Consider the following 24622-nt stretch of genomic DNA (forward strand, 5'->3'; position numbering starts at 1 on the left):
CGCCTGCCAACCGGGGGGCGATGCCGCACGGGATCTTGGAGGTTCAAGAACAGGTTCCCCCGCTTTTCAGCCAGAGGCACCGCGGAGGGTGCGCATCCCCTCGCCCCGCAAGCGGGAGAGGGGATCGCGCGCAGGCGTTCTGTTCGACGCTCAGAAGACGCATTCCAGGTGCCCTTCACTTAACGTCCGCAGGTTCGACCTCCCCATGCTTCGCCTCGCCCTCTACCAGCCCGACATTCCCCAGAACACCGGCACGCTCCTGCGCCTCTCGGCCTGCCTCGGCATCGCCGTCGAGATCATCGAACCGGCGGGGTTCGACGTGTCCGACCGGCACCTGCGCCGCTCCGGCCTCGATTACCTCGACCATGTGGCGATCACGCGGCATCGCTCGTGGACGGCTTTCTCGGAATGGCGGACGCGGGAAAACATCCGCCTCGTCCTCGCCACCACCCGGGGCGCCGTGCCGTATGCCGATTTCGCGTACGCGCCGGGTGACTGCGTGCTCATGGGCCGCGAATCGGCCGGTGTGCCGGAGGCGGTCCACGCGGCGGCGGACGCGCGCGTGGTGGTGCCGATCCGGCCGGGGATGCGCTCCCTCAACGTCGCCGTCTGCGCCGCGATGATCCTCGGCGAGGGCCTCCGGCAGACGGGGGGATACGCGCCTGTTTGAACGGTGTGCATAGGCGCACTTGAACGCTGTTCAATCCGTGGCATCGTCTCCCTCGACGGCAGCGGCCGTCAGCCGGGAGACCGTCCATGTTCGATCTGTTCAGAACCCTCGCGCGGGGCGCCGCCGCCCAGGCCCGCGAGGACATCATCGACCGCAACGCCCTGCTGATCCTCGACCAGCAGATCCGCGAGACCCGCGCCGCCCTGGAGCGCAGCCGCATGGCCCTCGCCGCCGCCGAGGCGGGCGACAGGGCGGAAGCGCGCCGCCATGCCGAGGTCGAGGCCCGCGCGGCGGATTTGGAGGAGCGGGCCGTGGCGGCGCTGGCGGCGAATCGGGACAGCCTCGCCGCCGAGGCCGCCGACGCCATCGCCGAGCTCGAAGCCGAGGCGGCGGCGATCCGTGACGCCCGGGACCGCTTCGCCCGCGAGCTCGCCCGCCTGCGCGCCGTCGTCGCCGACGCCACCCGCCGGCAGGCCGAACTGGAGCGGGGCCGGCGCATCGCGGCGGCGGCGGAATCGGCCCGTCGCCTCGGCGTCGCCGCCGCCCCGGAGGACCGCGCCACCCTGCGCGAGGCCGAAGCGACCCTCGCCCGCCTGCGCGCCCGTCAGGCCGAGGCCGCCGACATCGATGCGGCGCTGGCCGAACCTCAGCCCGGCGCCGACATCGCCGAACGCCTGGAGCGCGAGGGCTTCGGCAAGGCCACCCGCCCCACGGGTGCCGCGATCCTCGAACGCCTGCGCGGCCGCGCCGCCGCCCTCTGATCCGTTCCCGCCCGACCTTTCTCAGCCCTCACGACACCGGAGAATCCCATGTCCCACGAGTCCACGCAGCATTCCGGCGCCTGGGTCGCCTTCACGTACGCGTCGTTCCTCGGCTCCGGCCTGATGGTGGCGCTCGGCATCCTGTTCATGCCCATCGACATCTGGATGAAGGGCTACTTCACCATGGGGGTGATCATGCTGGTCCAGTCCTGCATCACCGCCACGAAGACGGTGCGCGACGTCCACGAGGGGCGCCGCATGGTCAACCGCATCGAGGACGCCAAGACCGAGCGCCTGCTCATGGGCGTCGGCAAGGACTGAGCGCGGCGATTGACGCCCGCGAAACGGGATGGGACATCGGGGCCATGCAGCGCCCCGACACGCCCTTCGTACCCCTCGCCCCGGCCGAGCTCGACGCCCTGAAGACCGAGGCGACGGCGTGGTTCACGACCCTGCGCGACCGCATCGTCGCCGCCCTTGAGACCCTCGAGGACGAGGCCACCGGCCCGTTCCACGCGGATGCGCCGGCCGAGGCGGGCCGGTTCGAGAAGACGCCGTGGCTGCGCACCGACCACACGGGACAGCCCGGCGGCGGCGGCACCATGGCGATCCTCAAGGGCCGGGTGTTCGAGAAGGCCGGCGTCCACGTCTCGGCCGTGCACGGCGAGTTCGCCCCGGAATTCCGGGCGCAGATGCCGGGGGCCTCGGAGGACCCGCGCTTCTTCGCCACCGGCATCTCCCTCATCGCGCATCCGTGGAACCCGAACGCCCCCACGGTGCACATGAACACCCGGTTCGTCGCCACCACCCGGACATGGTTCGGCGGCGGCGCCGACCTCACCCCCGTCCTCGACCGCAGGCGGACCCAGGACGATCCCGATTCCCTCGCCTTCCACACCGCCATGAAGCGGGCCTGCGACGCCCACGCCCCGGCGGCCGACTACGCCCGCTACAAGGCGTGGTGCGAGGAGTACTTCTACCTGCCCCACCGCAAGGAGCCGCGCGGCATCGGCGGGATCTTCTACGATTACCACTGGACCGGCGACCCGGCGGCGGACCTCGCCTTCACCCGCGATGTTGGCGGCGCTTTCCTCGACGCCTACCCGGCGATCATGCGGGCCAACATGGCCAAACCCTGGACCGAACAGGACCGCATCGAGCAGCAGGTCCGGCGCGGGCGCTACGTCGAGTTCAACCTGCTCCACGATCGCGGCACCATCTTCGGCCTCAAGACCGGCGGCAACGTCGCCTCCATCCTGTCGTCCCTGCCCCCCACCGTGCGCTGGCCGTGAGCGACACCGATCTGCCGACCCGGTTCGCGCCGCAGCAGGACGCGGCACTCAAAGCCATCGCGGCGTGGCGCCAGGGCGGCGAATCCCAGGTGTTCCGTCTGTTCGGCTATGCCGGCACCGGCAAAACGACCCTCGCCCGCCGCATCGCCGACGATGTCGACGGCACCGTCGTCTACGGCGCCTTCACCGGCAAGGCGGCCTCGGTGATGCGCGCGAAAGGCTGCCACGACGCCGCGACGATCCACAGCCTCATCTACCGCACCAAGGAGACGGAGGACGGCGGCCCGGCCTTCACCCTCAACCGCACGGGGCCGATCTCGAAAGCCGAGCTCGTCATCATCGACGAGTGCTCCATGGTCGATTCGGATCTGGGCAACGACCTCCTGTCCTTCGACAAGCCCGTGCTGGTGCTGGGCGATCCGGCGCAGCTGCCGCCCGTGCGCGGCGGCGGCTTCTTCACGGAGGCCGAGGCCGACGTGATGCTCACGGACGTGCACCGCCAGGCCGCCGACAATCCCATCGTCCGCATGGCGATGACGATTCGCGAGGGCGGTCGCCTCACCCTCGGGGAGTATGGCACGAGCCGCGTGGTGTCGCGCCGCAACCTCGACCCAGCCCAGGTCATCGCCGCCGATCAGGTCTTGGTCGGGATGAACAAGACCCGGCGGCTCTACAACAACCGCCTGCGGGAGATCGCCGGCCACGTCGATCCCATGCCGGCGGTGGGCGAGAAGCTCGTCTGCCTTCGGAACGACCGCACCAAGGGTCTGCTCAACGGCTCGACCTGGACGGTCCAGGCCCAGCGCGCCGCCCAGCGCCCCGACACGATCCGCCTCGACGTGGTGCCGGACGACGACCCGGCCCTGCGACGGCGCCCCGTGGACATCAAGGTGCTGCGGGCGGTGATGTCCGGCTCCGAGGAGGAGATTCCGGCCTATCTCAAGCGCGAGACCGACGAGTTCACCTACGGCTACGCCCTGACGGTCCACAAGGCCCAGGGCTCGCAATGGGACACCGTCGTGCTGTTCGACGAATCCTTCGCCTTCCGCGAACACCGGGCGCGCTGGCTCTATACCGGTCTCACCCGGGCGGCGGAGGCCATCACCGTGGTGGTATGAGCGCCCCCTCGGGCCGATCCGTCGACGGGACCGGCCAAATGCGGAGCGCCGCAACATTTCGCTTACCCTGTGGCGCGAGGCGGGCTGCCAAGTCGTCGCGGATGGTTCAGACAGGGGGGCCGAACGCGCGAACGAGCGCGAGTTCCGAGAAAGGCCGCCCGTCGTGAACGAGCCATCGCCAGCCGCTCCGATGTTCGTTCTCGTCCTCGACGACACCCCCTTGAACAACATGCTGATGACCGAGGCGCTCCGGACGGTTCCGGATTGCACGGTGCGGGCCTTCACGCGGCCGGCGGAAGCCCTGGCTTTCGTCGAGGCGCAGCCAGACGCCATCGGGGTGGCGATCTCCGATTACGAGATGCCGGGCATGGACGGCGTCGAGTTCATCCGCGCGGCCCGGGCCGTGCCGGGCTTCGAGCACGTGCCCGTGGTGATGGTGACGAGCCTCGACCAGCGCAGTTTGCGCCGGGAGGCCCTGGCGGCCGGGGCGACGGACTTCCTCGCCAAACCCTTCGATCCCATCGAGATCCGGGCGCGGATCTCGAACCTCCTCGCCCTCAACCGGGCCCGCCTCGAACAGCGGGAGCGCGCCGCCTGGCTCGACCGCGAGGTGAAGGCGGCCACCCAGCTCATCGCCGCCCGCGAGCGCGAGATCGTCATGATGCTGATGAAGGCGGCCGAACACCGCGACGACGAGACCGGCAATCATGTGGCCCGGGTGGCGGGCTTCGTCGCCCTCATCGCCCGCGGCCTCGGCCTGCCCGAGGAGGAGGTGGAACAGATCAGCCTCGCCTCGACCATGCACGACGTCGGCAAGATCGGCGTTCCCAACACGATCCTGCAGAAGCCCGGCCCCCTGACGCAGGACGAGCGCCGCGAGATGGAGCGCCACGCCGACCGGGGGCGACGCATCCTCGAAGGCTCCTCCTCGCAGCTCATGCGGCGGGCGGCGGAGATCGCCGCCACCCACCACGAGCGCTGGGACGGCAGCGGCTATCCGGCGGGCCTCGTCGGCGAAGAGATTCCGCTCGCGGGTCGCATCGTCGCCGTGGCCGACGTGTTCGATGCCCTCACGTCGGACCGTCCCTACAAGAAGGCCTGGAGCGCCCGGGAAGCCCTGAACCACATCCTGGCGAATGCCGGCACGCATTTCGACCCGGCCTGCGTGGCCGCCTTCGCCCGGATGCTGCCCCGGGACGAGACCACGTCCGGCTGATCCGACTTCCCCCCCCGATCGAAGCGGTCGCCGGATCGGCAAGCCCGCGCGGCGCGCGAAGACGACCGAACGCCGCCATTCCGAAGCGATCGCTCGGCGTTCCCATCGGCCCGGTTTTCCCGCCGTCGGAGGCACGGCTGATTCGAGGGGGGCGAGCCGCCGCGCGGGCCCACACGAATGGCGACGACGAATCGTCCCATGTCGACCGTCGCGTCCGGGGGCGGTCTGTGGATGACCCGCGATCCCGGCTCGGCCCGCGCCCTCGGAGCGAGGACCAACTTCAAAGGCCGGAAATAATCCCTCGCTTGTCCACAAAGTCGTCGCGACGAAACCGGGAGAGGGCAATCTCACCCATTTCGACGGCCTTTCCGGCACTTTTTTGCCGATTTGCTCGATTTCACAGCATGTTCACTCGGTCGCACATCGTCGGTCGCGAGGCCGAAATCAGCCGGAAACCCGCATCGCTTCATACATTTAGCCGCCTGACCAACGTTGCAAGGCCGCAACAGCAGGGCGGAACCGCCGTGCCCTTCACGTTTTCGAGTTGCCCGCCGGAACCGCGTCGCACAGAGTGATCCGGCACTGGTACACCAGCGGTGCAACAAAATTATCCGGCGACAAACGACCGGTCAGAAAAAGGACGGACGGGTCGCGATCCAGTGGGTCGCGGGCCTCGGATTTGTCCACCCCTCGGGTCTCGAAGCTTTTGGAGATATCAATGAAGCTCTTGAAGAGCTCGCTTCTCGCCTCGGCTGCCGGTTTCGCAGCCGTCGCCGGAGCCCAGGCCGCCGACCTGCCGGTCAAGAAGGCCGTTCCCATCGAGTTCGTCCGCGTCTGCTCCGCCTACGGCGCCGGCTTCTTCTACATCCCGGGCACCGAGACCTGCATCCGTCTCTCGGGCCGCGCCCGCTTCGAGATGGCCTACCAGCCGAGCTACGCCCGCAGCAGCCTCGGCAACGCTGGCGACACCACCGGCTACCGTGGTCTCGCCCGTATCAACGTCGATGCCCGCACCCAGACGGCCTACGGCACCCTGCGCGCCTTCACCCGCCTCGAATTCGCCTCGCGCACCGGCGCCGTCGGCGGCCTCCGCTCGGGCACCCAGGAGCGCATCGGCAATGCCTTCGCCGCCACCGGCCAGGATCAGAACGGCCGCGTCCAGCAGTTCGTGAGCACCGAGAAGGCCTTCATCCAGTTCGCCGGCCTCACCGCCGGTCGCGCCTCCTCGTTCTTCGACTTCTACGCCCACGATTTCGAGCTCTCCGGCGCCACAGGCGGTTCGGACCTCGCCTCCACCAACCTGCTCGCCTACACGAGCAAGCTCGGCGACGGCGGTCTCTCGGCCACGGTCTCGCTCGAAGACCCGTCCTTCCGCCGCAACACCATCTACTCGCAGGAATCGACCACGGTCGGCGCTCCCTCGCGCGTCCTGATCGGCACCAGCGCCCTCGGCGTTCCGACCTTCGGCACCGTCGACGTGTCCCAGCGCAACCGCATGCCCGACTTCGTCGGTGTGCTGCGCTACGACGCCGCCTGGGGTTCGGCCCAGCTCTCCGCCGCCGTGAAGGAGCTGAACACCAGCAACATCAATGGCAGCCCCATCGTCGTCGGCGTCAACAACGGCTTCGGCGCCAACGCCCTCGGCACCACCGCCGGCCCCACCAGCGATTACGGCTGGGCCGTGCAGGGTGGCGTGAAGATCAACATGCCGTTCATCGCCCCCGGCGATACCCTGTACCTGCAGGGCGCCTACGGCGAGGGCGCGACCCTCTACACGGGTTACTCCTCGTACAACGGCTCCTACGCCTCCCGCGTGAGCACCATCAGCGCCGCTCCGTTCGATCCCTACATGTCGGACGCCACCCTCAACCCGTTCACGGGCAAGCTCGAACTGTCCACGAGCTTCACCGCCGTGGCCTCGTTCCTGCACTACTGGTCGCCCGAGTGGCGTTCGGCGCTGTTCGGCAGCTACGGTGAGATGGCCTTCGCCCGCGGCGCGCGTGAAGCCAACGCCCTCGCGTATGCCGGCTCTGGCTTCGCCGGAAATACCTCGTCCAGCAACTTCGTGGGCGCGCCGGGCACTCGCTCGTTCGCCCTCAGCCCGACCCTCCGCGACACCTACCAGTTCGTCGTCGGCAGCAGCCTGATCTGGTCGCCGGTGAAGGACCTCGATATCGGTGTCGAAGGCTTCTACACCAAGGTCGGCCTCCAGAACGGTCGCGTCGTCGATCAGTACAACAACGGCCTGACCACCGCCGCGCAGATCAACGCCGGCGCCGCCGTCCGGACCGTGACCTCCGCGGACATCTACCAGGTCCGCATGCGCATCCAGCGCGACTTCTAAGTCGTTCGCGACCTTCGGATCCGGCGTCGAGGGACTCCGGATCCGATCTTGCCAATCGTTTCGAGACCTTGAACTGGCCCGGCTGCAAAGCCGGGCCTTCTTACGTTCGAGCTCCGTCAAACCGGCACGGTCGTTGCGTGACAGGGAGCTGTGCATCGCACGCGATGCTTCAAAACAGCGATTGCACCGTCACACCGCGCCGTTAATCTGCCCGCCAGCCTCAGCGACGGCCGTTGCGGTGATCGCCCCCGGGAGTCAGCCTGCCCATGCGTTCGTGTCACCCCAAATCCGCCCTCACGGCGGCGTTCCTCGCCCTCGCCGTCACGGCGTCGACCCTCGGTGGAGCTCAGGCGGAAGACCTGACCGGCACCTTGAAGAAGATCAAGGAAACCAACCAGATCACCATCGGGTACCGCGATGCCTCGGTGCCGTTCTCCTACCTCGACAACGAGCAGAAGCCCGTCGGCTACGCGTTCGAGATCTGCAAGAAGATCGCCGAGGCGGTGAAGGTTCAGCTCAAGCTGCCGAACCTCGAAGTGAAGCTGAATCCGGTGACGTCGGCGACCCGCATTCCGCTCATCGCCAACGGCACCATCGACCTCGAATGCGGCTCGACGACGAACAACGCCGACCGGCAGAAGCAGGCGGCCTTCACCAACACCCACTTCCTCACCGCCACCCGGTTCGTCGCCAAGAAGTCGGCCAAGCTCGACAAGTTCGACGACCTGAAGGGCAAGACCGTGGTCTCGACCTCGGGCACCACCAATATCCGCATGATCAACGAGGCGAACACCGCCCGGAACCTCGGCCTCACCATCCTGCCGGCCAAAGACCATGCCGAAGCCTTCCTCATGGTCGAGACCGGCCGCGCCGTCGCCTTCGTGATGGACGACGTTCTCCTCGCCTCCCTCGCCGCCAGCTCCAAGGACCCGAACGGCTACGCCATCTCCAGCGACGCCCTCTCGAAGCCCGAGCCCTACGGCATCATGCTGCGCAAGGACGATGCGCCGTTCAAGGCCATCGCCGACGCGACGACGGCCAAGCTCTACCAGAGCCCGGAGGGCAAGGCCCTCTACGACACCTGGTTCGTCAAACCGATTCCGCCGCGCGGCATCAACCTGAACCTGCCCATGAGCGAGGCCATGGTGAAGCAGTTCGCCCATCCGAGCGACAGCCCGGACCCGGCCGCCTACTGAGGCCACGATCCGAGTGCATCGATCCAGACGGAGGCTTCAGCCGTGTCTGGGAAAATTGATGCAAAAACAAAAGCCTCGTGCTCTGGCGCATGAGCGAAGTGATTGCGTCACAGCACGAGGGGCTCCGGCGATGCCGGGGCCCTTTGCGTTTCAAGTCCAGCCTCGAAAGGCTCGCCCTTCGAGGCCGGATTTCAGGTTTGCCAGACCCTCGGCAGGGGGACGCCCCGGTAGCCGACCAAGACATCCTGGACGAGGCGCCGCAGGGCCGTCGGATCGGCCCCGAGGAAGCGCACCACGAGGTGGCCGTTCCAGGCGCTCGCCGCCGCCGTCACGCCCGTCGCGGGCATCGCTCCGTCGAGGCGCGCCCGCATCTCTTCCAGGCGGCTTTCGGCCGTTGACGACACATCGAGCAGGGTCGCCATCGCCCGCGCCTCGCCCCCGATGGCGGCCCGCGCCAGGGCCTCCGAGACGGGGCCGTCGAGGCGAATCGAATCGGCGTAGCAGAGGCGCCCGTGGCGGCGGATGCGCCAATGGTCGTGGAAATGGCCGGCGGTGATGCGCTCGTCCCGGGCCACCCGCCCGAACGTCACCGCCTCGAAGGCGAGGAAGCCGGCGCCGTCGTCGAGGTCGACGGTCAGGGAGCGGTGGAGGTTCACGCGATCGAACAGGATCGTCTCCTGCGGCAGGAAGGCGAGGTGCCCCCCCGGCGCCACGGCGAGGCGCGTCGCGATGGTCGTCCTCGGCCCGTCCGACCGATAGATCTTTTCCGCCGCCGTCGTGGTCAGCACGAGTTCGGCCCCGGCGCCGACCTCCGCCGACACACGGAAGCCATCGCCGCAAGCGATGCCGCCGGCGCTGTTCAGGAGCACCGCCTCGCATGGTCCCGCCGGCCCGCGCGGCAGGCGCACGCGCAGGGGACCGGATTCGGCGAGATCGAGGATTCGGGTTTCGCGCCCGATCCGGCCGACGCGAAGGTGCACGTGTCCGTCCGAGCGCTGGCGCATCGGCGGTGTGTCACGGTCGGTGAGCGTCACGACGGGGCCTGCGCCGGCGCGGGCCGACCGCTCATGCGCCGGTGGCGACGGGCCGCTGCGGGTCCGAACCCCACTCCGACCACGACCCGTCATAGAGGGCTCGCGGCGGCCGCCCGAGGGTTTCCAGGGCCAGGGACACGATGGCGGCGGTGACGCCCGAACCGCAGGTGGTGACCACCGGCCTGTCGAGATCGACCCCGCTCTCGGCGAACACCGCCTTCAAGGCGTCGGCCTCCTTCAGCCGTCCGCCGCTCTGGAGCGCCGCGTAATGGACGTTGCGGGCCCCCGGCATATGGCCCGGTCGTACGCCGGGACGCGGCTCCGCTTCCTCGCCGCGAAAGCGCGGGCCGGAGCGTGCGTCGACCACCTGGGCCGAGCCGGATTCGAGAGCGTTCGCAACGGTTTGTCCGTCCGCCACCGCGTCCTCCGAGAAGGCGGCGGTGAAGGAAGCGGGCGCGCGGGAATGGCCTTGGCCGGTCTCCACGGCGCCGCCCGCCGCGACCCAGGCGGGATATCCGCCCTCCAGGATCGCCACGTCGCCCACCCCGAACACCCGCAGCATCCACCGCACCCGGGGCGCCGAAAACAGGCCGAGCCCATCATAGACCACGATCCTTGCCCCATCGCCGATGCCCAGCGCCCCCATTCGGGTCGCGAACACCTCCGGGCGCGGCAGCATGTGCGGCAGGCCCGATGTTTCGTCGCTCATGGCGTCGATGTCGAACCGGATGGCGCCTGGAACATGTCCCGCCCGGTACTCGCCCAAGGCGTCTTTCCCCTGCGCCGGCAGGTACCAAGAGCCGTCGAGAACCACGAGATCGGGCTGTCCGAGATGGGCTTTCAACCAGTCCACGGTCACGAAAGGCGTCAGCGCCATAATGTTCGGGCTCCGGCGATGGGAGGGTAGGGTGGCCGAACCATATCCCGAGGCGGTACGCCTCCGCCACCGTGCGACCGGATTTCCACGGGTCAAACCGCCGGCGATGCCCTATGTCACCGGTCGTTCCCTTCGAGCAGCGGAGCCTTCGCGCCCTTGTCTTCCCGCGAAACCTTCCACATTGAAATTCTCGGTCCCGAGCCCCCCCCCGAGGGGGAAGACCTTGTGCGCCAACGGGTTTCCGTCCGGGCCAGTAGCCTGGAGAGTGCCACCGAGCGCGCCCTGGGCCTGTTCGCGCGGGCCAGCGCACCGCAGCGCGGCGGCGAACCGGTGGAGGCGGTTCGGGTCATCGACGGCGCCGGCACGGAGGTGTTCTTCCGCAGTCGTTTCGACGAGCCGGCCTGATCGGTATGCGGTGGCGTATTGTCCTCGCACCGATCCTAATCCTGACGTTCACTGCCCTGTTCGTGCGGAGCTATAGCCTGCCGCCGGCCCCCGACCGCCGTGGAGGCACCACGATCCTGCTCGATTGGCCGACCCGTCCCCTGTTTGGAAGTCCGCGAGGAGAGTGCCTCGATCTCCCCGAATCCGCGGTGCCCATCGCGTGCCTCGTCGGTTCCGTAGCCCGTTCGCGACAGGGCATCGTCCTGGCGAATTTGCCCTTCTGCATCACCTGTCACGATCTTTCCCAACGCATCGCCGCCCTCGGCCGCGATCGCGCCGCCGTCGCGGCCGCCCAGGCGCGGATCAGTCGTTTCGGTTGGTAGCAGGTCCCAGTGATCGTGTTCGCGCTCGGCGGGCGCGCCATCTGCTGAAACGGGCCCGCAAGCCCTCGAGGCGCCGGGCAAGGCCGAACAGGCGATCCCCCTCCGGTGTGGTGAGGAGGAGATGGGTCAGCGGCATCCGTTCTTTCCAGAAGGTCTCGGCGAGCTGGAAATCCGGTGGCGCGCAGGAATCCACCCCGTTCAGCGAACCCTCGGCGATCAAGGACTGGGTGATGCGATGAAGGAGCAGAGCGCCGGGTGAGTCCCGCGCCGTCGACTCTAGGAACGAGATCTTGAGGCACCAGGCTCGCGCCCCGGTGACGTAGATGATGGCGCTGGCGAGGGTCGTTCCCTCACGCCGGAGGCGGTCGATCCGGACCTGCCCTCGCGCACCGAAAGCCGCAACCGAGGCCTGCAACAACGCCACTTCGCCTGGGTTGCCGCCCAGTGCGGTGCCGGCCCGCCCCTTCCAGCCGGCCGCCTCCAGGGCGATGTAGTCGTCGAGCGCCGCAGGTAGGACGAGCGGATCGCGAAGGCTCTCGAATTCCAAGGGCGCAAGGCGTTCGGCCGACTGACGCAGGCGTCTTCGTCGTCGAGCCGAGAGATGATCGAGGTAGGTAGTGCGTTCATCACCCGGCCGGGCCGACGGCTCGAAGACGGCGCGGCTGTGGTCCCAGAATCGAGCCTGGGCGAGTCCCTCGGCCCGGCAAACCTCGTCGAGGACTTCCGCGAAGCGACCGGCCGTCGGGAGATAGCACAGCATCGCGCGGGGCCCGGTGAACCGGCCGATGGCGTGCAGGAGCCTCCGAAGAGCGTCGGTTGGGTTTTCCGGATCGAGAAGGGGAACGCCGAAGACCCCATAGCCATGGGTCCATCCCATGGTGAGACGCAGGGGAAGCCCCCAACGACGTCGCTGGCATCGGCAGGGCCACACGGCGAGGAGGCGTAAACCGGGCTGCTCCGGCGGGCGGTCCCCCACCAGGATCACGACGACGCCCGCACCGAACGCTGTCCCGGCGGCAAGGGCGAAGTCGGGGTCGTAGAACAGGTTCTCGATGAAGGGGGCCCGACTCAAGGCCCTCCAGGCCGAAACCCACGGCGCATCCGGATCGAGGGGGCGGATGGCGGCGACGCAGTTATCGGCCAAGTGAAGCGTTGTCGGGGCCATCGCTTGGGGCCTCACGCCATCCGTCGACGCCGGACCATGCTGGCTACCCCCAGAATATCGAAACGCCATGCCATGGCGCCGATACCGCATAGCAGGACGACGAGCTCGAGGATGACGGTCGGGGCCGTTCGGCCTGCCGTCGACGCTTCGATGGCGATGACCACGATCCAGCAGCCGAGGGCCGTGGCACCGATCTCGGCGACATCGCGCCAGGGGACGGGCATGCGGATACCGGTCCGATCGCCGATCATGAACACGAGGCAGGCCAGGGCTTGTCCGAGGACGACCGCCGCCGCCGCACCAGCGATGCCGTAGGGGGGGATCAGGATGGCAGAAAGGCCGGCGATGGCAACGAGAAGAGTGAGGGATGCCACGGCATCGAGACGGCTCGACGCGGAAAAATAGATGATCTGTCCGAAATAGTACGAGCGCAGCATGAGGAAGATGCTGGCAGCAATGAGCATCGGCGCGACTGTAAGGGCGGCCGTGCGATAGTCGGGACCGAGCAGAACGGTGACCACGAGGTCGTCGAAGGCCAGGAAGAAAACCCCACCGAATGCCGCGATGACGGCGAGCAGCCGGGCTGCCCCTTCTAGGACCGGCCGGGCGGCCTCCATGCCGCCTACACGCGCTTCACGCTTGGCGATGGATACCAGGGCGAGGGCGATGCTGTCACCGAACACGACGAAGCTTTGGCGCAGGAAATCCGAGAAGGCGCCGTAGGCCCCGAGTTCGGCGACTCCGACGCTCTGACCGATGATGAGGCGATCGATGGTCTGCGCGAGGGCCGCGGCCGCGAACGATAGAATCAGAGGCCAGCCATAGGTGAGGAGACGCCGCGCCTCCGTCCAGCTTCCGCGCCCGCAGAGGAGTACCCCGATGGCGCGAAGAGGAGGCAGGGCAGCGAGGATGTTGGCGAGAGCCGTCGCCAGAAGGAGATCGACGGCGCGCCCTGTCCACAGCAGGACGCCGATTCCGAGCCCAAGCACGAGAACGGCCCGCAGAACGATGGCCATGGCGACAGCGCCGGCTTCCAGACGCGTGCGTGCGATTTCGCAGGCTCCCTCGAACACCATCATGCCGATGACGGCCGCCAGGATGGCGCCGGCCGCCGGCGGAGCCACGATGCCGAGCCACGCTCCCAGGGCCGCCGCCAGCCCGGCGAGACCAATCATCGCCGCGAGGAGACGGATTACGGTGCCGATCTGGTCCGCCGCCCGCGCCTCCTCGTAGAGGGCGAAGAACGAAAACTTTGGCCATTGGCAGGTCGCACCGTAGAGCACGAGCGCCCATGACAGGATCAATAAGTAGCCGCCATAGGCTTCCGCCGGCGCGAGACGGGTGAAGACGGCCAGGGACGCCATGTTGAGGGCGGCGGCGACGCCGCGGGAGCCGACATACGTCAGGGTGTGACGCGCAATCATCGGCGTTCCATTCGCGCTATTCCGGCGCGCGAAATTGGAGGGGGTCGCATCGTCGTCACGTGCGCCTTCCGTTTGCGCCTTCCGGAAGAGGTGCCTAGCACGGTGATCTTGCCGAGGCGTCAACGGTCGAGCCGGGCGAGGATTCGCCTCGCTGTGGTCCGATACCGATGTGGTTCGGTTAGGCGTGGGGGGTCCCCTTCCGCCATGGCCTTCGCTAAACAGCCGGAGATCGGCAACGTGCCGCCGCATTCAGGGCAAGGAGATCGCGAGTCATATGCAGGATGCGCCGCGATCCGGTCCCACCTCTCCGCTCGTCGATCCGGATGTGCAGGTCGAGAGCTTTCGCCAGGCGCGAGAGGCGCGACGCCTCGAACTGGTCGAGGATTACGTCGAACTGATCGCCGATCTGCTCGGTGATGGCGGTGAGGCGCGGCAAGTCGATATCGCCGCCCGTCTCGGTGTGGCCCAGCCCACTGTCGCCAAGATGCTCAAGCGACTGGTCGAGGATGGGTTGGTCCAGCAACGGCCCTACCGTGGCGTCTTCCTGACGGCAGCCGGTCAGGCCCTGGCCACCCAGAGTCGCGAGCGGCACCGCATCGTCGAGAAGTTTCTCCGAGCCCTTGGGGTCAGCGCTGAAACGGCGCGGCGGGACGCCGAGGGCATCGAGCATCACGTGAGTGTGGAGACCCTTGCGGCGTTCCGCCTGTTCTGCGAGGGCAAATCGTAGCGTCCGGTCCCGGTCGATCGCGCGATCACGGACCGATCACGGTCGCCTTGCCGCCATCGACCAGTATTTCAGCCGGCAACGGATGGCTGAGAAACCCAGTGGGGCTCGCCGTCAATCCGTAAGCACCCGATTGCAGGACGGCGACGAGGTCACCGGAGGCGAGCTGGGGCAGGAAGGCCGCTCGGGCCAGGATGTCCAAAGGGGTGCAGAGGGGCCCCACCACCGTCCAGGGCATGGAGACGGCGCCTGCTGCCTCGACGACGGCCACAACCGGATAGTCGCGTTTCACGATCTGCCCGAGGTTGCCCGAGGCGGCGAGGTGGTGATGCATGCCTCCATCCGTGATCGCGAAGAGTTGCCCCCGCGAGCGTTTCACGGCGCGCACTTGCGCAACGTAGAGCCCGGCTGGCCCGACGAGGTAGCGCCCCGGTTCGAGGACGATACGGGCCGTGGCGAGCCTCGGGTCCTCGGCGACCATGGCGCGCAGGGCCGGGATGCCTGAGTGGATTGCGTCGAGGTCGAGGGGGCCATCACCCGCGAAATAGGGAATGCCGAGCCCGCCGCCGAGATCGACCGTATCGAGGGCACGGCCGATTCGAGCGGCGACCCGTGACGCCAAACGCAGGCCATAGGCCCATTGGCCAAGGAGGATAGAGGCCGAGAGCCCCTGCGTCCCCGCGAACAGATGAAGTCCCGTCAGGCGCAGACGATCCTCCGCCACGATCCGATCGACGACGGCTTCGAGATCCTCCTCATCGAAGCCGAACGGTGAGGGCTTCCCCCCCATCCGCATGGCGCCACCCTGCGCGTCCGGTCCGGGATTCACCCGGATCGCAACGGACGCACGCTGCCCGTAGCGCTCCGCCGCCGCAGCGACACGCCCCATCTCCTCGAAGTTTTCGAGATGGATTTCGCCAATCCCTCCCGCAATGACCCGTTCGATATCGGCGTCGCTCTTGCCGGGGCCGGCGAAAAGGATTCGTTCTGGGGAGAGGCCGGCCGTCAAGGCAGCCTCGTATTCGGCACCGGAGGCAATTTCGGCGCCGGCTCCCTCCTCGGCGAAAACGCGGATGACGGCCGGGCGCGGGTTCGCCTTGACGGAGTAATCGACTTCGGCGAAGCCCGCCACAGCCTGCGACAGGTCACGATAAGCGCGGCGCATGCGGGCCGCGTCGTAGACGAAGAGCGGGGTGCCGTAGGTCCGCGCGAGGCCCGCGAGATCGAGCCCTCCAACCTGAATCACCCCATCCCGCCGGGGCAAATCCGTAGCGATCAGGCTGCGGGCGAGACCGTTTACGTCAGCCATTTTCGCGCTCTGCCGCGAGGCGTTTGTAATCGATCTTGCCGTTGGGCGTGACGGGCAAGGCCGCCACCATTTCGACGGTTCGGGGCACCATATGGGGCGCTACGACTTCGCGGACCGAACGTAAGGCCATCTCGATGGATGGACCATCCGAGGCCGGAACGCCGATGGCATGAAGGCGCTGCCCGAGGCTGGCATCCGGCAGACCGATGACGGCCACGGCGCCGAAGGCCTCCGTCGCCATGAGAGCTGCTTCTACCTCACCCGGACTGACGCGAAATCCCGAGGTCTTGATCATCGCATCGTCGCGCCCGACGAAGGTGAAATAACCCTCCGCGTCTTCGACGACGAGATCGCCCGACCGGCATAGGGGCGGTCCGAGTGGGTCGAGGGGATCTGGCACCAGCACTTTGGCGGTCTCATCCGGCCGATTCCAGTAGCCGAGCGACACCGTGGGACCGCGATGCATGAGGATGCCGGGTTCACCCGCCCGGGTGCGGCGGCCCTCAGGGGTCACCGCGAAGATTTGGGTTTCGGGAATGGCCTTCCCCATGGAACCGGGGCGGGCCTCCAACTCGTCGGGCGGCAGCCAAGTGGAGCGGAAGGCTTCCGTCAACCCGTACATCAGGACGATGTGCGTATGGGGCAGGGCCTGTCGCAGGCGCGCCACCGTCTCCATGGGTACCGCGCCACCGGAATTGGTGATGTAACGCAGGCTTGTGAGATCGGCCTTCGCCAACCGCGGAGCCGCACGAGTGAGAAGTGTCCACAGGGTCGGCACCCCGGCAAGCCCGGTGATCCGATGGGTTTCGATGGCGCGCACCACCTCGTCGCCGAATCGGACATCGAGGAGAACCAGGCGGGCGCCCTGCTCGACGGCGGTGAGGAGCTGATTCAGACCATAATCGAAGGCGAGGGGCAGGACCGACAGGATGCGTTCGTCCGGCGTGATGCCGAGGTAATTTCTGACAATCCGGGTGCCGGCGATCAGGTTGGCGTGAGAGAGCATCACACCCTTAGGCAATCCCGTCGAACCCGACGTGTAGAGGATCGCTGCGAGATCTTCGGGCGGAGCGGGTCCGGCCCGTTCTGGCAGGAGAAGCAGAAGGCTCTCGGCCGAGATCTCCGAAATCACTGTCAGCGTATCGCCGAGGATATGGCGCAGACCCGGCTCGGTCACGAGGACGCGTGCGCCGCAATCCTCAACGATGTGCCGAACCTGGGCCGGGCGCAGGCTCGGGTGGATCGGCACGAAGGCGGCCCCGGCGCGCGCGATGGCGAACAAGGCAACGCATTCGCCGATGGACTTCGGAAGCTGGACCGCGACACGGTCGCCTCGAGCGATACCCACGTCCCTTAAGCGATCCGCGAAGACGGCGACGCGGTCGCGAAATCCGTCATAGCTGAGCTGGTCCTCGCCAGCCACGAGGGCGACCCGTTCGCCGGCCGGTCCTTCGAGAAGGTTGTGGACGTGCGTCGGACCGGACATCGTATCAGGCTTGGACGCGCTTCGTCGCGACATAGGACGCCAGGGCGTCGATGCTCTCGAAATGGGCGAGGGCGAACGCGTCCTCCTCGATCTCGAAACCGAAGCGCTCACCCAATTCCATCATCAGATCGAGTACCCCAATGGAATCGAGGGCATCGCTGGTGACCAGGGACGTCTGCGCGGTGACGCTGTCTGACGAGAGGCCCGGATTGCGTCCGAGGATGAATGCGCGGATCGCCTCACGCGCCGCGTCTCGTGTCTCGATGTCGTGTCTCTCGACCAAGGCTCGCGCTCCACCGGCCGTCCTGTAACGAACGTTGCCGCGCTTAAGCCATGCGAGGCGCGTGTGTCCATGGGAACGCCCCGTTCATCGACGGTCGTCAGACCCTTTCTGCCTCGACCGTGACGGTCGCCTCCGGCATCGGTTCGCCGTCCGGTATCACATCGACCTCGACCTTGAGCTTCTGCGCCCCCGACGAAGAGACGATGCCGTCGATGGGCGAGACGTCCGTATAATCCCGTCCGCGAGCCACGACGATATGATCGTCGCACATCGCGATGCCGTTGGTCGGATCGAGGCCGATCCATCCGTCGCCGCACCAGACCGAAACCCAGGCATGACTGGCGTCGGCGCCGCGCAGGCGTGGCTGTCCAGCCGGAGGAATGGTCCGTAGATAACCGCTGACATAAGCCGATGGGATGCCGAGGCCGCGCAGGCCCGCGATCATGATATGCGCGAAATCCTGACAGACGCCCGCTCGCAGGGCGAACGCTTCCTCGAGGGGGGTACGAACAGAGGTCGCCTTGGCGTCGAAGCGGAAATCCCGGCGGATGCGCTGCATGAGATCGTAAGCCCCGCCGAGGGCACTGCGCCCGGAGGGAAAGCTCGAACGCGCATAATCCGTGACGTCCGGAACCAGCGACACGCGTGGGCTCGGAAACAGGTAGTGAATCGGCGCGTCCGGTGCGAGGGAGCGTGAGCGGAGAGCCTCGTCGCGAATCCGTTCCCATGCGGGGCCGGTTTCTGGCGCGGGCATCGACGGACGCTCGACGCGAACCCGGGACAGGGCTTCGACCCGAAGTTCGGTATGGGGCGTGTCGATGATGATGGATGTCACGTCGAGGCCGAAGTGATCCCGGCGCTCCGTGCGATGGCGTGGTTCGGGCGAGATCGTGAGCGTGCTCGCCAGCACGGTTTGGCCTTCGTCGTCCGTCAGGCGCAGGCGCAAGCCGCAACGGGCGAAATGAACCGGCCGCGCGTAGCGATACGTTGTGAGGTGGCGCAGCGTGTATATCACCCGAGACCCACGAGCTTTTCCGGCCGCAGGGCGTTCGGAGCGTTGGGAAAGTAACGGGTTGCGATGGCGTCGGCCAAGCGCTCGAAGTCGTGGCCTAGGCGAGCGATGGCGGCTTCATCGAAGTCCGCCGCCTCTCCCGTGGAAAACTCCGCTGCGAGCTTCGCGGCCAACCGCTGATGCGGCTCCGGCAAGCCGTCGGCCCGCAGGGTCGGGAGATTGGCGAGATGCCGCCCGATGGCCTCGATCTGGAATGCGACGGAGCGCGGATTGAACGGATCGAGAAGCACCATGTCGCGCACGGGATCGAGGGCGGCGCCCTGCATGTAGCGGGCGCCGAACGCGATGTGCGAATCGCAGAGCGACAGCATCACGCCCAGATCATCGGCGGTCGCGGCATCCCCGGCGAAATGGGTCGCGAAGGTGCAGGTGTTGATCACACGCTCGATGCGCCGTCCGAGATCGACGAAGTGCCAGCCGGTGGTGCGGATCATATTCTCCTTCGCGAGCCCGGCGAGGGCCGCCATGAGGCCGAGCCCGCGTTCGACGAGGCCGACGAGTTCGGCTTCCGAATAGGCACGCCCGTCACCGATATCGAGGAGGTCTGTAAGGTCGGCGAGAACTCGCCACGCCTCACCGGACAGGCGCTCGCGCAGGATCGCCGCGTTGGCCCGCGCGGAGAGCGAGTGGCGCAGGGCCGAGCCGTATGTCCCGTGCCCGCTCAGAGCCTCCCGCGCCAGGGTCGCGGTGGAAAGGTTAGGATTGGAAATAGCGCCCCAATCGTCGAGAAGTGCTCGGATCCGCAGGGACGTCGGTGATCGCGCATCGCTGACGAGATAGGCGTTGACGGCGGCTCCCACACCGCCGAGATGCGCCCCGGCCAAGCGGATCACCGCTTCGGCCCGCTCGACGTAGCGTCCGAACCAGAACAGGTTGTCGGCGGCCCGCGACGGCAGATGGCCGGCGATCCGCCGAACCTTCTGGGCGCCCGGTTGAATGAGCGGAACCGGCTCCACGGGCCCATTGGACATGATCCAAACATCGGCGGCCTTGATACCGGCGCGCATCTCGCCGGGGTCGAGGTCGGGACGTTCCGAGATGCGGCAGAAGCCGCCGGGCATGACCCGCCAGCCGTCCGGCGTTATGGTGGCGAACACCCGCAGGGCGAACGGGCGCGGCACGAGGCGCAGCGTTCCGCCGGTCCGGTCCCAGCCGGGCGTCGTCGCGAGGGGCATCCGCTCCTGTGCGACATAGTCGAACGGCCGGTCGCGCAGGGCCGCGACGAGTCGATCGCGGTCGGCTCCGAAGGCGAGCGGACCCATGATCGCGTCACGCGCCTCGCCCTTCGGCGGCGTCGCCACCGGTCGCAGGGTGAGGGCATCGAGGTGATCGCGCACATGGACGAGGCTGTCAGGATCGCCGCACCAGAACGTCCGCGGGCCCGACAGGCGAAGTTCGCCGCCGGTGAGCCGGCGTGCGATGCCGGGAAGATAGGCGGCGAGCGCCCCTGATTCGAGGATGCCGGAACCCGGCATGTTGCCGACGACGAGGTTGCCGTTGCGCAGGGCTTCGAGGAGGCCGGGGACGCCGAGGCGCGACGCGGGATTCAGTTCGAGGGGATCGACGTAATCGGAATCGATCCGGCGCCAGAGGGCATCGGCGCGTTTCAGGCCCGACACGGTTCGCACGTGGAGGGCGCCATCCTGCATCACGAGATCGTCGCCCTCCACGAGGAGCAGGCCGAGATAACGCGCCAGCACGGCCTGCTCGACATAGGTCGAGCTGAACGGACCGGAGGTCAGGAGACAGATACGCGGGTCGCTGCGCTGGGCCCCGTCCGCCAGCGCTTGGCGAAGGGTCTGGAAGAAGGGCGCGAGCCGCTCGACGTGGAGATCGGTATAGAGGTCCGGAAACGCGCGGGTCAGCACCATCCGGTTTTCCAGGGCATAGCCCGGCCCGGAGGGAGATTGCGTCCGGTCGGCCAGGACCTGCCACTGCCCGTCGGGTCCACGGGTGACATCGGCGGCGTAGAGCTTCAGGAAACGGCCGCCGGGCGGAACGATCCCGGCCACGGGACGCATGAATTCGGGGCTTCCCGCCACGACGGCGGCCGGCAGAAGACCATCGGCGACGAGGCGGTTGGGACCGTAGATGTCGGCGAGAATCGCCTCCATCAGCTCCGCCCGCTCGACGATCCCCGCGCTCAAGGCCTGCCAATCGTCCGCCTCCACCACGAAGGGAAGGGAGCCGAGCGGCCAAGCGTGTTCGCGATTGTCGCCGTAGATGCGATACGAAATGCCCGTGTCGCGGATATGCCGCACGGCCGACACGAAGCGGGCGGCGATGTCCACCTCGGTGAGGTCGCCGAGGCGGTCGAGCACCCGTGTCCAAGCCTCTCGCGGTCGCCCCGACGCATCCATGAATGCATCGGGCACATCTGGATGCGGCCGGTAGCCGGAGGTCCAGCGCGCCAGCCGTTCTGCCCGCCCCGAAACCTCCGCCTCGGCCGCATCGGTCATCGCGGAGCCGGGCTTCGCAGATCGAGGGTCATGGGGAACTCGCGGTTGATCTCATCGACCGGCATTTCGACCCGGCCGGGGGTATGGCCGTGAGTCTGGAACCGGGCGAGCCGCCGCCCCTCCGCCTCGTAGGTGTTGACCGGGAACGTGTCGTAGTTCCGCCCGCCCGGATGACTGACATGATACCGGCATCCCCCAAGGGACCGACCGCTCCACGAATCGAGGATGTCGATGGTGAGGGGAGACTGGGCGGGAATCGTGGGATGGAGGGATGAAGCTGGCTGCCACGCCTTGAACCGTAGGCCCGCCACCGCTTCCCCGGCCGTACCCGTCCCGGTCATGGGCAGGCGGCGTCCGTTGCAGGCGATCACGTGCCGACCGGGAACGAAACCCTCGACCTTCACCTGCAGTCGTTCGACGGAACTATCGACGTAACGCACGGTCCCCCCGATGGCCCCTTCCTCGCCCAGCACGTGCCACGGCTCGAGCGCTTGACGCACTTCCAGCTTCACCCCGCCCTGTTCCACCGTGCCGAACACGGGGAAGCGGAATTCGCGCTGCGCCACGAAGGCGGTCTGGTCGAAAGCGTAGCCCGCCGCAGCCAAGTCATCCAGCACGCCGAGGAAGTCGGCCCACAGGAAGTGGGGAAGCATGAAGCGATCGTGCAGGCCCGTGCCCCAACGGACACAGCCGCCGGACTGAGGCTCGCGCCACAGCCACGCGACGATGGCGCGCAGCAGGAGTTGCTGCGCGAGGCTCATGCGCGGGTCCGGCGGCATCTCGAAGGAGCGGAATTCGAGGAGACCGAGCCGTCCCGTGGGGCCGTCGGGAGAATACAGTTTGTCGATGCAGATCTCGGACCGATGGGTGTTGCCGGTCACGTCCACGAGGATGTTGCGGAAGATGCGATCGACGAGCCAGCGCGGAATGTTGGGCTCGTCGGGCTGCGGAACCTGCGCCATGGCGATCTCGAGCTCGTAGAGCCCGTCGTGACGCGCCTCGTCCATGCGCGGGGCCTGACTCGTCGGGCCGATGTAGAGGCCGGAGAACAGGTACGACAGGGCCGGATGGCGCTGCCAGTAGAGAACGAGGCTCTTGAGAAGATCGGGACGGCGCAGGAACGGTGAATCGTCGGGGGTCGCCCCACCGAGCACCACGTGGTTGCCGCCGCCAGTGCCCGTATGGCGCCCGTCGGTCATGAACTTCTGCGCGCCCAGGCGGATCTGGCGGGCATCCTCGTAGAGATCCGTGGTGATCCGCACGGCGTCGCGCCAAGTCGAGGCGGGATGCACGTTGACCTCGATTACGCCGGGATCGGGCGTGACCTTGATGACGTTCATGCGTGGATCGAACGGCGGTTCGTAGCCCTCGATGTGAAGGGTCCGGTTCAGTTCCGACGCGGAGTCTTCGATGTAGCCGAGGAGTTCGAGATACTCGTCCACCCGCTCGAGGGGAGGCATGAACACGTGCAGCACGCCGTTGCGCGGCTCGACGGCGAGGGCCGTCCGGACGGCGACGCCCGTGACCCCGGAACCGTTGACCGTCTTGGCGCCCGCCCGTTCCTCCGGCAGGTTCCCCCGTGCCTCGAGGGGGTCCTGCGGCTGGTAGTAGGGGTAGTGCGCGGGCGGCACGTAGGGCAGTGAGGATAGCGGCAGACGATACCCCACGGGGGAATCGCCGGGGGTGAGGAAGGCGTGGCCGCGCCGGAACTCCCAGGCTTCCGAGACCCAGACCCGGTCGGCCGCACCGTCCTTGCCGCCGGGCGAGACAGCTTTTCCCGTGGGCAGGCTCGCCAGGGGAAGCGCGTAGCCGGCGGCGACACCGAGGCCACGCTCGAACACGCGTGCCATGCGGGCGTTCGTCTCGGCATTCGGGAACCGAGGCTCGGATGTCGTCACGTTGATGGGAAGTTCGTCACGCTTCTCCGTCCAGTAAGTCGGGTCCTCGTAGGCGGGAAATGGATAGGTGGCGAGGCCGAGGCGTTTCGCGATCCCGTCGATCAGGGCCTTCGCATCCGTGATGTTGGCGTCGCGGGCGCCGTCCTCTGCGGCGATCAGGTCGGCATTCTTCCAAACGGGTACGCCGTCGCGGCGCCAGTACAGGGCGAAGGCCCAGCGCGGCAGGCTCTCTCCCGGATACCACTTGCCCTGGCCGTAATGCAGCATGCCGCCGGGGGCGAAACGGGTGCGCAGGCGGCGGATGAGTTTGTCGGCGAATCCCCGTTTCGTCGGGCCGACGGCGGCGGCATTCCACTCGGCCGACTCGAAATCGTCGATGGAAACGAAGGTCGGTTCGCCGCCCATGGTCAGGCGCACGTCCTGCGCGGCGAGATCCGCGTCGATGCGGTCGCCCAGCGCATCCATGGCGGCCCAGACCTCGTCCGAGAACGGCTTGGTGATGCGCGGGGCTTCCGCGACGCGCGTCACCGTCATCTCGAAGCCGAATTCGACTTCCGCCGGCTCGGCGAGGCCCGAGATGGGCGCGGCGGAGTTGTAATGCGGCGTCGCGGCCAGCGGAATATGGCCTTCGCCGCAGAGGAGGCCGGAAGTGGCGTCGAGGCCGATCCAGCCGGCGCCGGGGAGATAGACCTCGGCCCAGGCATGCAGGTCGGTGAAATCCGTGGACGTGCCCGCCGGGCCGTCGACGGCGGTGGTGTCGGGCACGAGCTGAATCAGGTAGCCGGAGACGAAGCGAGCGGCGAGTCCGAGGCGGCGCAGGATCTGGACCATCAGCCATGCGGAATCACGGCATGACCCACTCTTGAGAGTCAGGGTCTCGGCGGCGGTCTGGACGCCCGGCTCCATGCGGACGCCGTAGGTGATTTCGCGCGCCACCTGTCCGTTGAGGGCCACGAGAAACAGGACGGTGTTGGTTTCGGTTGGCAGCCGTTCGAGGAAGGCATCGACCTCCGGCGCCATGGCATCGTCGAGGACGAGGTAAGGCTTCAATTCCGCCGTGAGCACGTCGGCGTACGCGAATCCCCGGGTCTGGGCGTAATCTTCGACGAAGAAGTCGAACGGGTTGATCACCGACATGTCGGCGGTGAGATCGACCTCAATCTTCAGTTCGGCTGTCTTCTCCGGAAAGACGAGACGGGCGAGCCAGTTCCCGTTCGGATCCTGCTGCCAGTTGATGAAATGATTCTCGGGAAGGACTTTCAGGGAGTAAGCCGGTACGGCCGTGCGCGTATGCGGTGCTGGACGCAGGCGGATCACCTGGGGGCCGAGCGCGATGGGTCGGTCATAGGTGTAGTGCGTGACGTGGTGCAGGGCGGCTTTGATCGACACGGGGACTCCCAAAGGGCCGGGGCGTGGGGCCGGGCGGGCGCGGGCGCTCGATCCGGCGGTGGAGATCCGGACCACCGCCCTACGGTGCTCCCGGAAGAGACGTTGTTCGAGCCATACGCCAACGGTCGCCCGTGTGCG

Annotated in this window: 21 protein-coding genes; 11 read left to right on the forward strand and 10 right to left on the reverse strand. The window is 67.8% G+C overall.

Features of this window, described 5'->3' with window-relative positions; all coding sequences use genetic code 11:
* Positions 1 to 205: 205 nt before the first annotated feature.
* From BM249_RS16325 to BM249_RS16360, 8 genes are all read left to right on the forward strand, one after another.
* Positions 206 to 670: a tRNA (cytidine(34)-2'-O)-methyltransferase gene (locus tag BM249_RS16325; RefSeq protein WP_091974014.1), complete on the forward strand. Its 465-nt coding sequence runs from the start codon at positions 206 to 208 to the stop codon at positions 668 to 670.
* A gap of 86 nt (positions 671 to 756) precedes the next feature.
* Positions 757 to 1431, forward strand: coding sequence for a PspA/IM30 family protein (locus tag BM249_RS16330; protein ID WP_091974016.1), 675 nt, complete (start codon positions 757 to 759; stop codon positions 1429 to 1431).
* 48 nt (positions 1432 to 1479) lie between these two features.
* Positions 1480 to 1752: a YiaA/YiaB family inner membrane protein gene (locus BM249_RS16335; protein WP_091974018.1), complete on the forward strand. Its 273-nt coding sequence runs from the start codon at positions 1480 to 1482 to the stop codon at positions 1750 to 1752.
* A 44-nt stretch (positions 1753 to 1796) separates the two neighbouring features.
* Positions 1797 to 2723: an oxygen-dependent coproporphyrinogen oxidase gene (gene hemF / locus BM249_RS16340; RefSeq protein WP_091974021.1), complete on the forward strand. Its 927-nt coding sequence runs from the start codon at positions 1797 to 1799 to the stop codon at positions 2721 to 2723.
* Positions 2720 to 3841: an ATP-dependent DNA helicase gene (locus tag BM249_RS16345; protein ID WP_091974024.1), complete on the forward strand. Its 1122-nt coding sequence runs from the start codon at positions 2720 to 2722 to the stop codon at positions 3839 to 3841. Before hemF ends, BM249_RS16345 begins: the two co-directional genes overlap by 4 nt.
* Positions 3842 to 4031: 190 nt before the next feature.
* Entirely contained in the window at positions 4032 to 5057 is a 1026-nt protein-coding gene (locus BM249_RS16350) for an HD-GYP domain-containing protein (protein WP_091974027.1), read from the forward strand.
* Between the two features lie 718 nt (positions 5058 to 5775).
* The gene (locus BM249_RS16355) at positions 5776 to 7401 is read left to right on the forward strand and encodes a porin (protein WP_091974030.1); all 1626 of its coding nucleotides are present in this window, start codon (positions 5776 to 5778) and stop codon (positions 7399 to 7401) included.
* Between the two features lie 266 nt (positions 7402 to 7667).
* Complete coding sequence (locus BM249_RS16360) at positions 7668 to 8597, forward strand: amino acid ABC transporter substrate-binding protein (protein WP_091974033.1); 930 nt, start codon at positions 7668 to 7670, stop codon at positions 8595 to 8597.
* Positions 8598 to 8788: 191 nt separating this feature from the next.
* Here the strand turns inward: BM249_RS16360 and BM249_RS16365 are convergent, their stop codons facing one another.
* Both BM249_RS16365 and sseA read right to left on the reverse strand, forming a co-directional pair.
* Positions 8789 to 9601, reverse strand: a complete 813-nt coding sequence (locus BM249_RS16365) for an urease accessory protein UreD (protein WP_091974036.1) — start codon at positions 9599 to 9601, stop codon at positions 8789 to 8791.
* Between the two features lie 61 nt (positions 9602 to 9662).
* On the reverse strand, positions 9663 to 10508 hold the full coding sequence (gene sseA / locus BM249_RS16370; RefSeq protein ID WP_091974038.1) for a 3-mercaptopyruvate sulfurtransferase: 846 nt from the start codon (positions 10506 to 10508) through the stop codon (positions 9663 to 9665).
* Between the two features lie 156 nt (positions 10509 to 10664).
* On the opposite strand from sseA, the gene BM249_RS16375 reads away from it, so the two are divergent.
* Positions 10665 to 10913 carry a hypothetical protein gene (locus BM249_RS16375; protein WP_091974041.1) on the forward strand — a complete coding sequence of 83 codons (249 nt, stop codon included), beginning with the start codon at positions 10665 to 10667 and terminating at the stop codon, positions 10911 to 10913.
* 5 nt (positions 10914 to 10918) lie between these two features.
* Positions 10919 to 11275, forward strand: coding sequence for a hypothetical protein (locus BM249_RS16380; RefSeq protein WP_091974043.1), 357 nt, complete (start codon positions 10919 to 10921; stop codon positions 11273 to 11275).
* On the opposite strand, the gene BM249_RS16385 is transcribed toward BM249_RS16380, so the two are convergent.
* Entirely contained in the window at positions 11256 to 12440 is a 1185-nt protein-coding gene (locus BM249_RS16385) for a GNAT family N-acetyltransferase (RefSeq protein ID WP_091974045.1), read from the reverse strand. The two genes, BM249_RS16380 and BM249_RS16385, sit on opposite strands and share 20 nt — an antisense overlap.
* An 11-nt stretch (positions 12441 to 12451) precedes the next feature.
* The gene (locus BM249_RS16390; RefSeq protein ID WP_091974047.1) at positions 12452 to 13864 is read right to left on the reverse strand and encodes a lipopolysaccharide biosynthesis protein; all 1413 of its coding nucleotides are present in this window, start codon (positions 13862 to 13864) and stop codon (positions 12452 to 12454) included.
* A 274-nt stretch (positions 13865 to 14138) separates the two neighbouring features.
* Between BM249_RS16390 and mntR the strand changes: the two genes are divergently transcribed.
* Positions 14139 to 14591, forward strand: coding sequence for a manganese-binding transcriptional regulator MntR (mntR, locus tag BM249_RS16395; protein ID WP_091974049.1), 453 nt, complete (start codon positions 14139 to 14141; stop codon positions 14589 to 14591).
* 25 nt (positions 14592 to 14616) lie between these two features.
* Here mntR and BM249_RS16400 read toward each other — a convergent pair whose 3' ends face one another.
* The 6 genes from BM249_RS16400 to BM249_RS16425 form a co-directional block, all read right to left on the reverse strand.
* Positions 14617 to 15897, reverse strand: a complete 1281-nt coding sequence (locus BM249_RS16400; RefSeq protein ID WP_091974051.1) for a type III PLP-dependent enzyme — start codon at positions 15895 to 15897, stop codon at positions 14617 to 14619.
* Entirely contained in the window at positions 15890 to 17383 is a 1494-nt protein-coding gene (locus BM249_RS16405) for an AMP-binding protein (RefSeq protein ID WP_091974053.1), read from the reverse strand. Before BM249_RS16405 ends, BM249_RS16400 begins: the two co-directional genes overlap by 8 nt.
* 4 nt (positions 17384 to 17387) lie before the next feature.
* Positions 17388 to 17666 (reverse strand): acyl carrier protein, encoded by a 279-nt coding sequence (locus BM249_RS16410; protein WP_091974055.1) that lies wholly within the window; start codon positions 17664 to 17666, stop codon positions 17388 to 17390.
* A gap of 97 nt (positions 17667 to 17763) precedes the next feature.
* Positions 17764 to 18681, reverse strand: a complete 918-nt coding sequence (locus BM249_RS16415; protein WP_091974057.1) for a transglutaminase family protein — start codon at positions 18679 to 18681, stop codon at positions 17764 to 17766.
* Positions 18678 to 21197 (reverse strand): circularly permuted type 2 ATP-grasp protein, encoded by a 2520-nt coding sequence (locus BM249_RS16420; RefSeq protein WP_091974059.1) that lies wholly within the window; start codon positions 21195 to 21197, stop codon positions 18678 to 18680. Before BM249_RS16420 ends, BM249_RS16415 begins: the two co-directional genes overlap by 4 nt.
* Positions 21194 to 24484 (reverse strand): transglutaminase family protein, encoded by a 3291-nt coding sequence (locus tag BM249_RS16425; protein WP_091974061.1) that lies wholly within the window; start codon positions 24482 to 24484, stop codon positions 21194 to 21196. Before BM249_RS16425 ends, BM249_RS16420 begins: the two co-directional genes overlap by 4 nt.
* Between the last annotated feature and the right edge of the window lie 138 nt (positions 24485 to 24622).

Source organism: Methylobacterium gossipiicola (assembly GCF_900113485.1).
In the GTDB taxonomy this organism is placed as follows: domain Bacteria; phylum Pseudomonadota; class Alphaproteobacteria; order Rhizobiales; family Beijerinckiaceae; genus Methylobacterium; species Methylobacterium gossipiicola.

Bases quoted from the DNA above. Each gene is read 5' to 3' on its own strand.
- BM249_RS16390 (WP_091974047.1), bottom strand. From the start codon at position 13,864: ATGATTGCGCGTCACACCCTGACGTATGTCGGCTCCCGCGGCGTCGCC.
- BM249_RS16325 (WP_091974014.1), top strand. From the start codon at position 206: ATGCTTCGCCTCGCCCTCTACCAGCCCGACATTCCCCAGAACACCGGC.
- hemF (WP_091974021.1), top strand. From the start codon at position 1,797: ATGCAGCGCCCCGACACGCCCTTCGTACCCCTCGCCCCGGCCGAGCTC.
- BM249_RS16405 (WP_091974053.1), bottom strand. From the start codon at position 17,383: ATGTCCGGTCCGACGCACGTCCACAACCTTCTCGAAGGACCGGCCGGC.
- BM249_RS16420 (WP_091974059.1), bottom strand. From the start codon at position 21,197: ATGACCGATGCGGCCGAGGCGGAGGTTTCGGGGCGGGCAGAACGGCTG.
- mntR (WP_091974049.1), top strand. From the start codon at position 14,139: ATGCAGGATGCGCCGCGATCCGGTCCCACCTCTCCGCTCGTCGATCCG.
- BM249_RS16365 (WP_091974036.1), bottom strand. From the start codon at position 9,601: ATGCGCCAGCGCTCGGACGGACACGTGCACCTTCGCGTCGGCCGGATC.
- BM249_RS16330 (WP_091974016.1), top strand. From the start codon at position 757: ATGTTCGATCTGTTCAGAACCCTCGCGCGGGGCGCCGCCGCCCAGGCC.
- BM249_RS16335 (WP_091974018.1), top strand. From the start codon at position 1,480: ATGTCCCACGAGTCCACGCAGCATTCCGGCGCCTGGGTCGCCTTCACG.
- BM249_RS16355 (WP_091974030.1), top strand. From the start codon at position 5,776: ATGAAGCTCTTGAAGAGCTCGCTTCTCGCCTCGGCTGCCGGTTTCGCA.
- sseA (WP_091974038.1), bottom strand. From the start codon at position 10,508: ATGGCGCTGACGCCTTTCGTGACCGTGGACTGGTTGAAAGCCCATCTC.
- BM249_RS16385 (WP_091974045.1), bottom strand. From the start codon at position 12,440: ATGGCCCCGACAACGCTTCACTTGGCCGATAACTGCGTCGCCGCCATC.
- BM249_RS16360 (WP_091974033.1), top strand. From the start codon at position 7,668: ATGCGTTCGTGTCACCCCAAATCCGCCCTCACGGCGGCGTTCCTCGCC.
- BM249_RS16380 (WP_091974043.1), top strand. From the start codon at position 10,919: ATGCGGTGGCGTATTGTCCTCGCACCGATCCTAATCCTGACGTTCACT.
- BM249_RS16400 (WP_091974051.1), bottom strand. From the start codon at position 15,897: ATGGCTGACGTAAACGGTCTCGCCCGCAGCCTGATCGCTACGGATTTG.
- BM249_RS16350 (WP_091974027.1), top strand. From the start codon at position 4,032: ATGTTCGTTCTCGTCCTCGACGACACCCCCTTGAACAACATGCTGATG.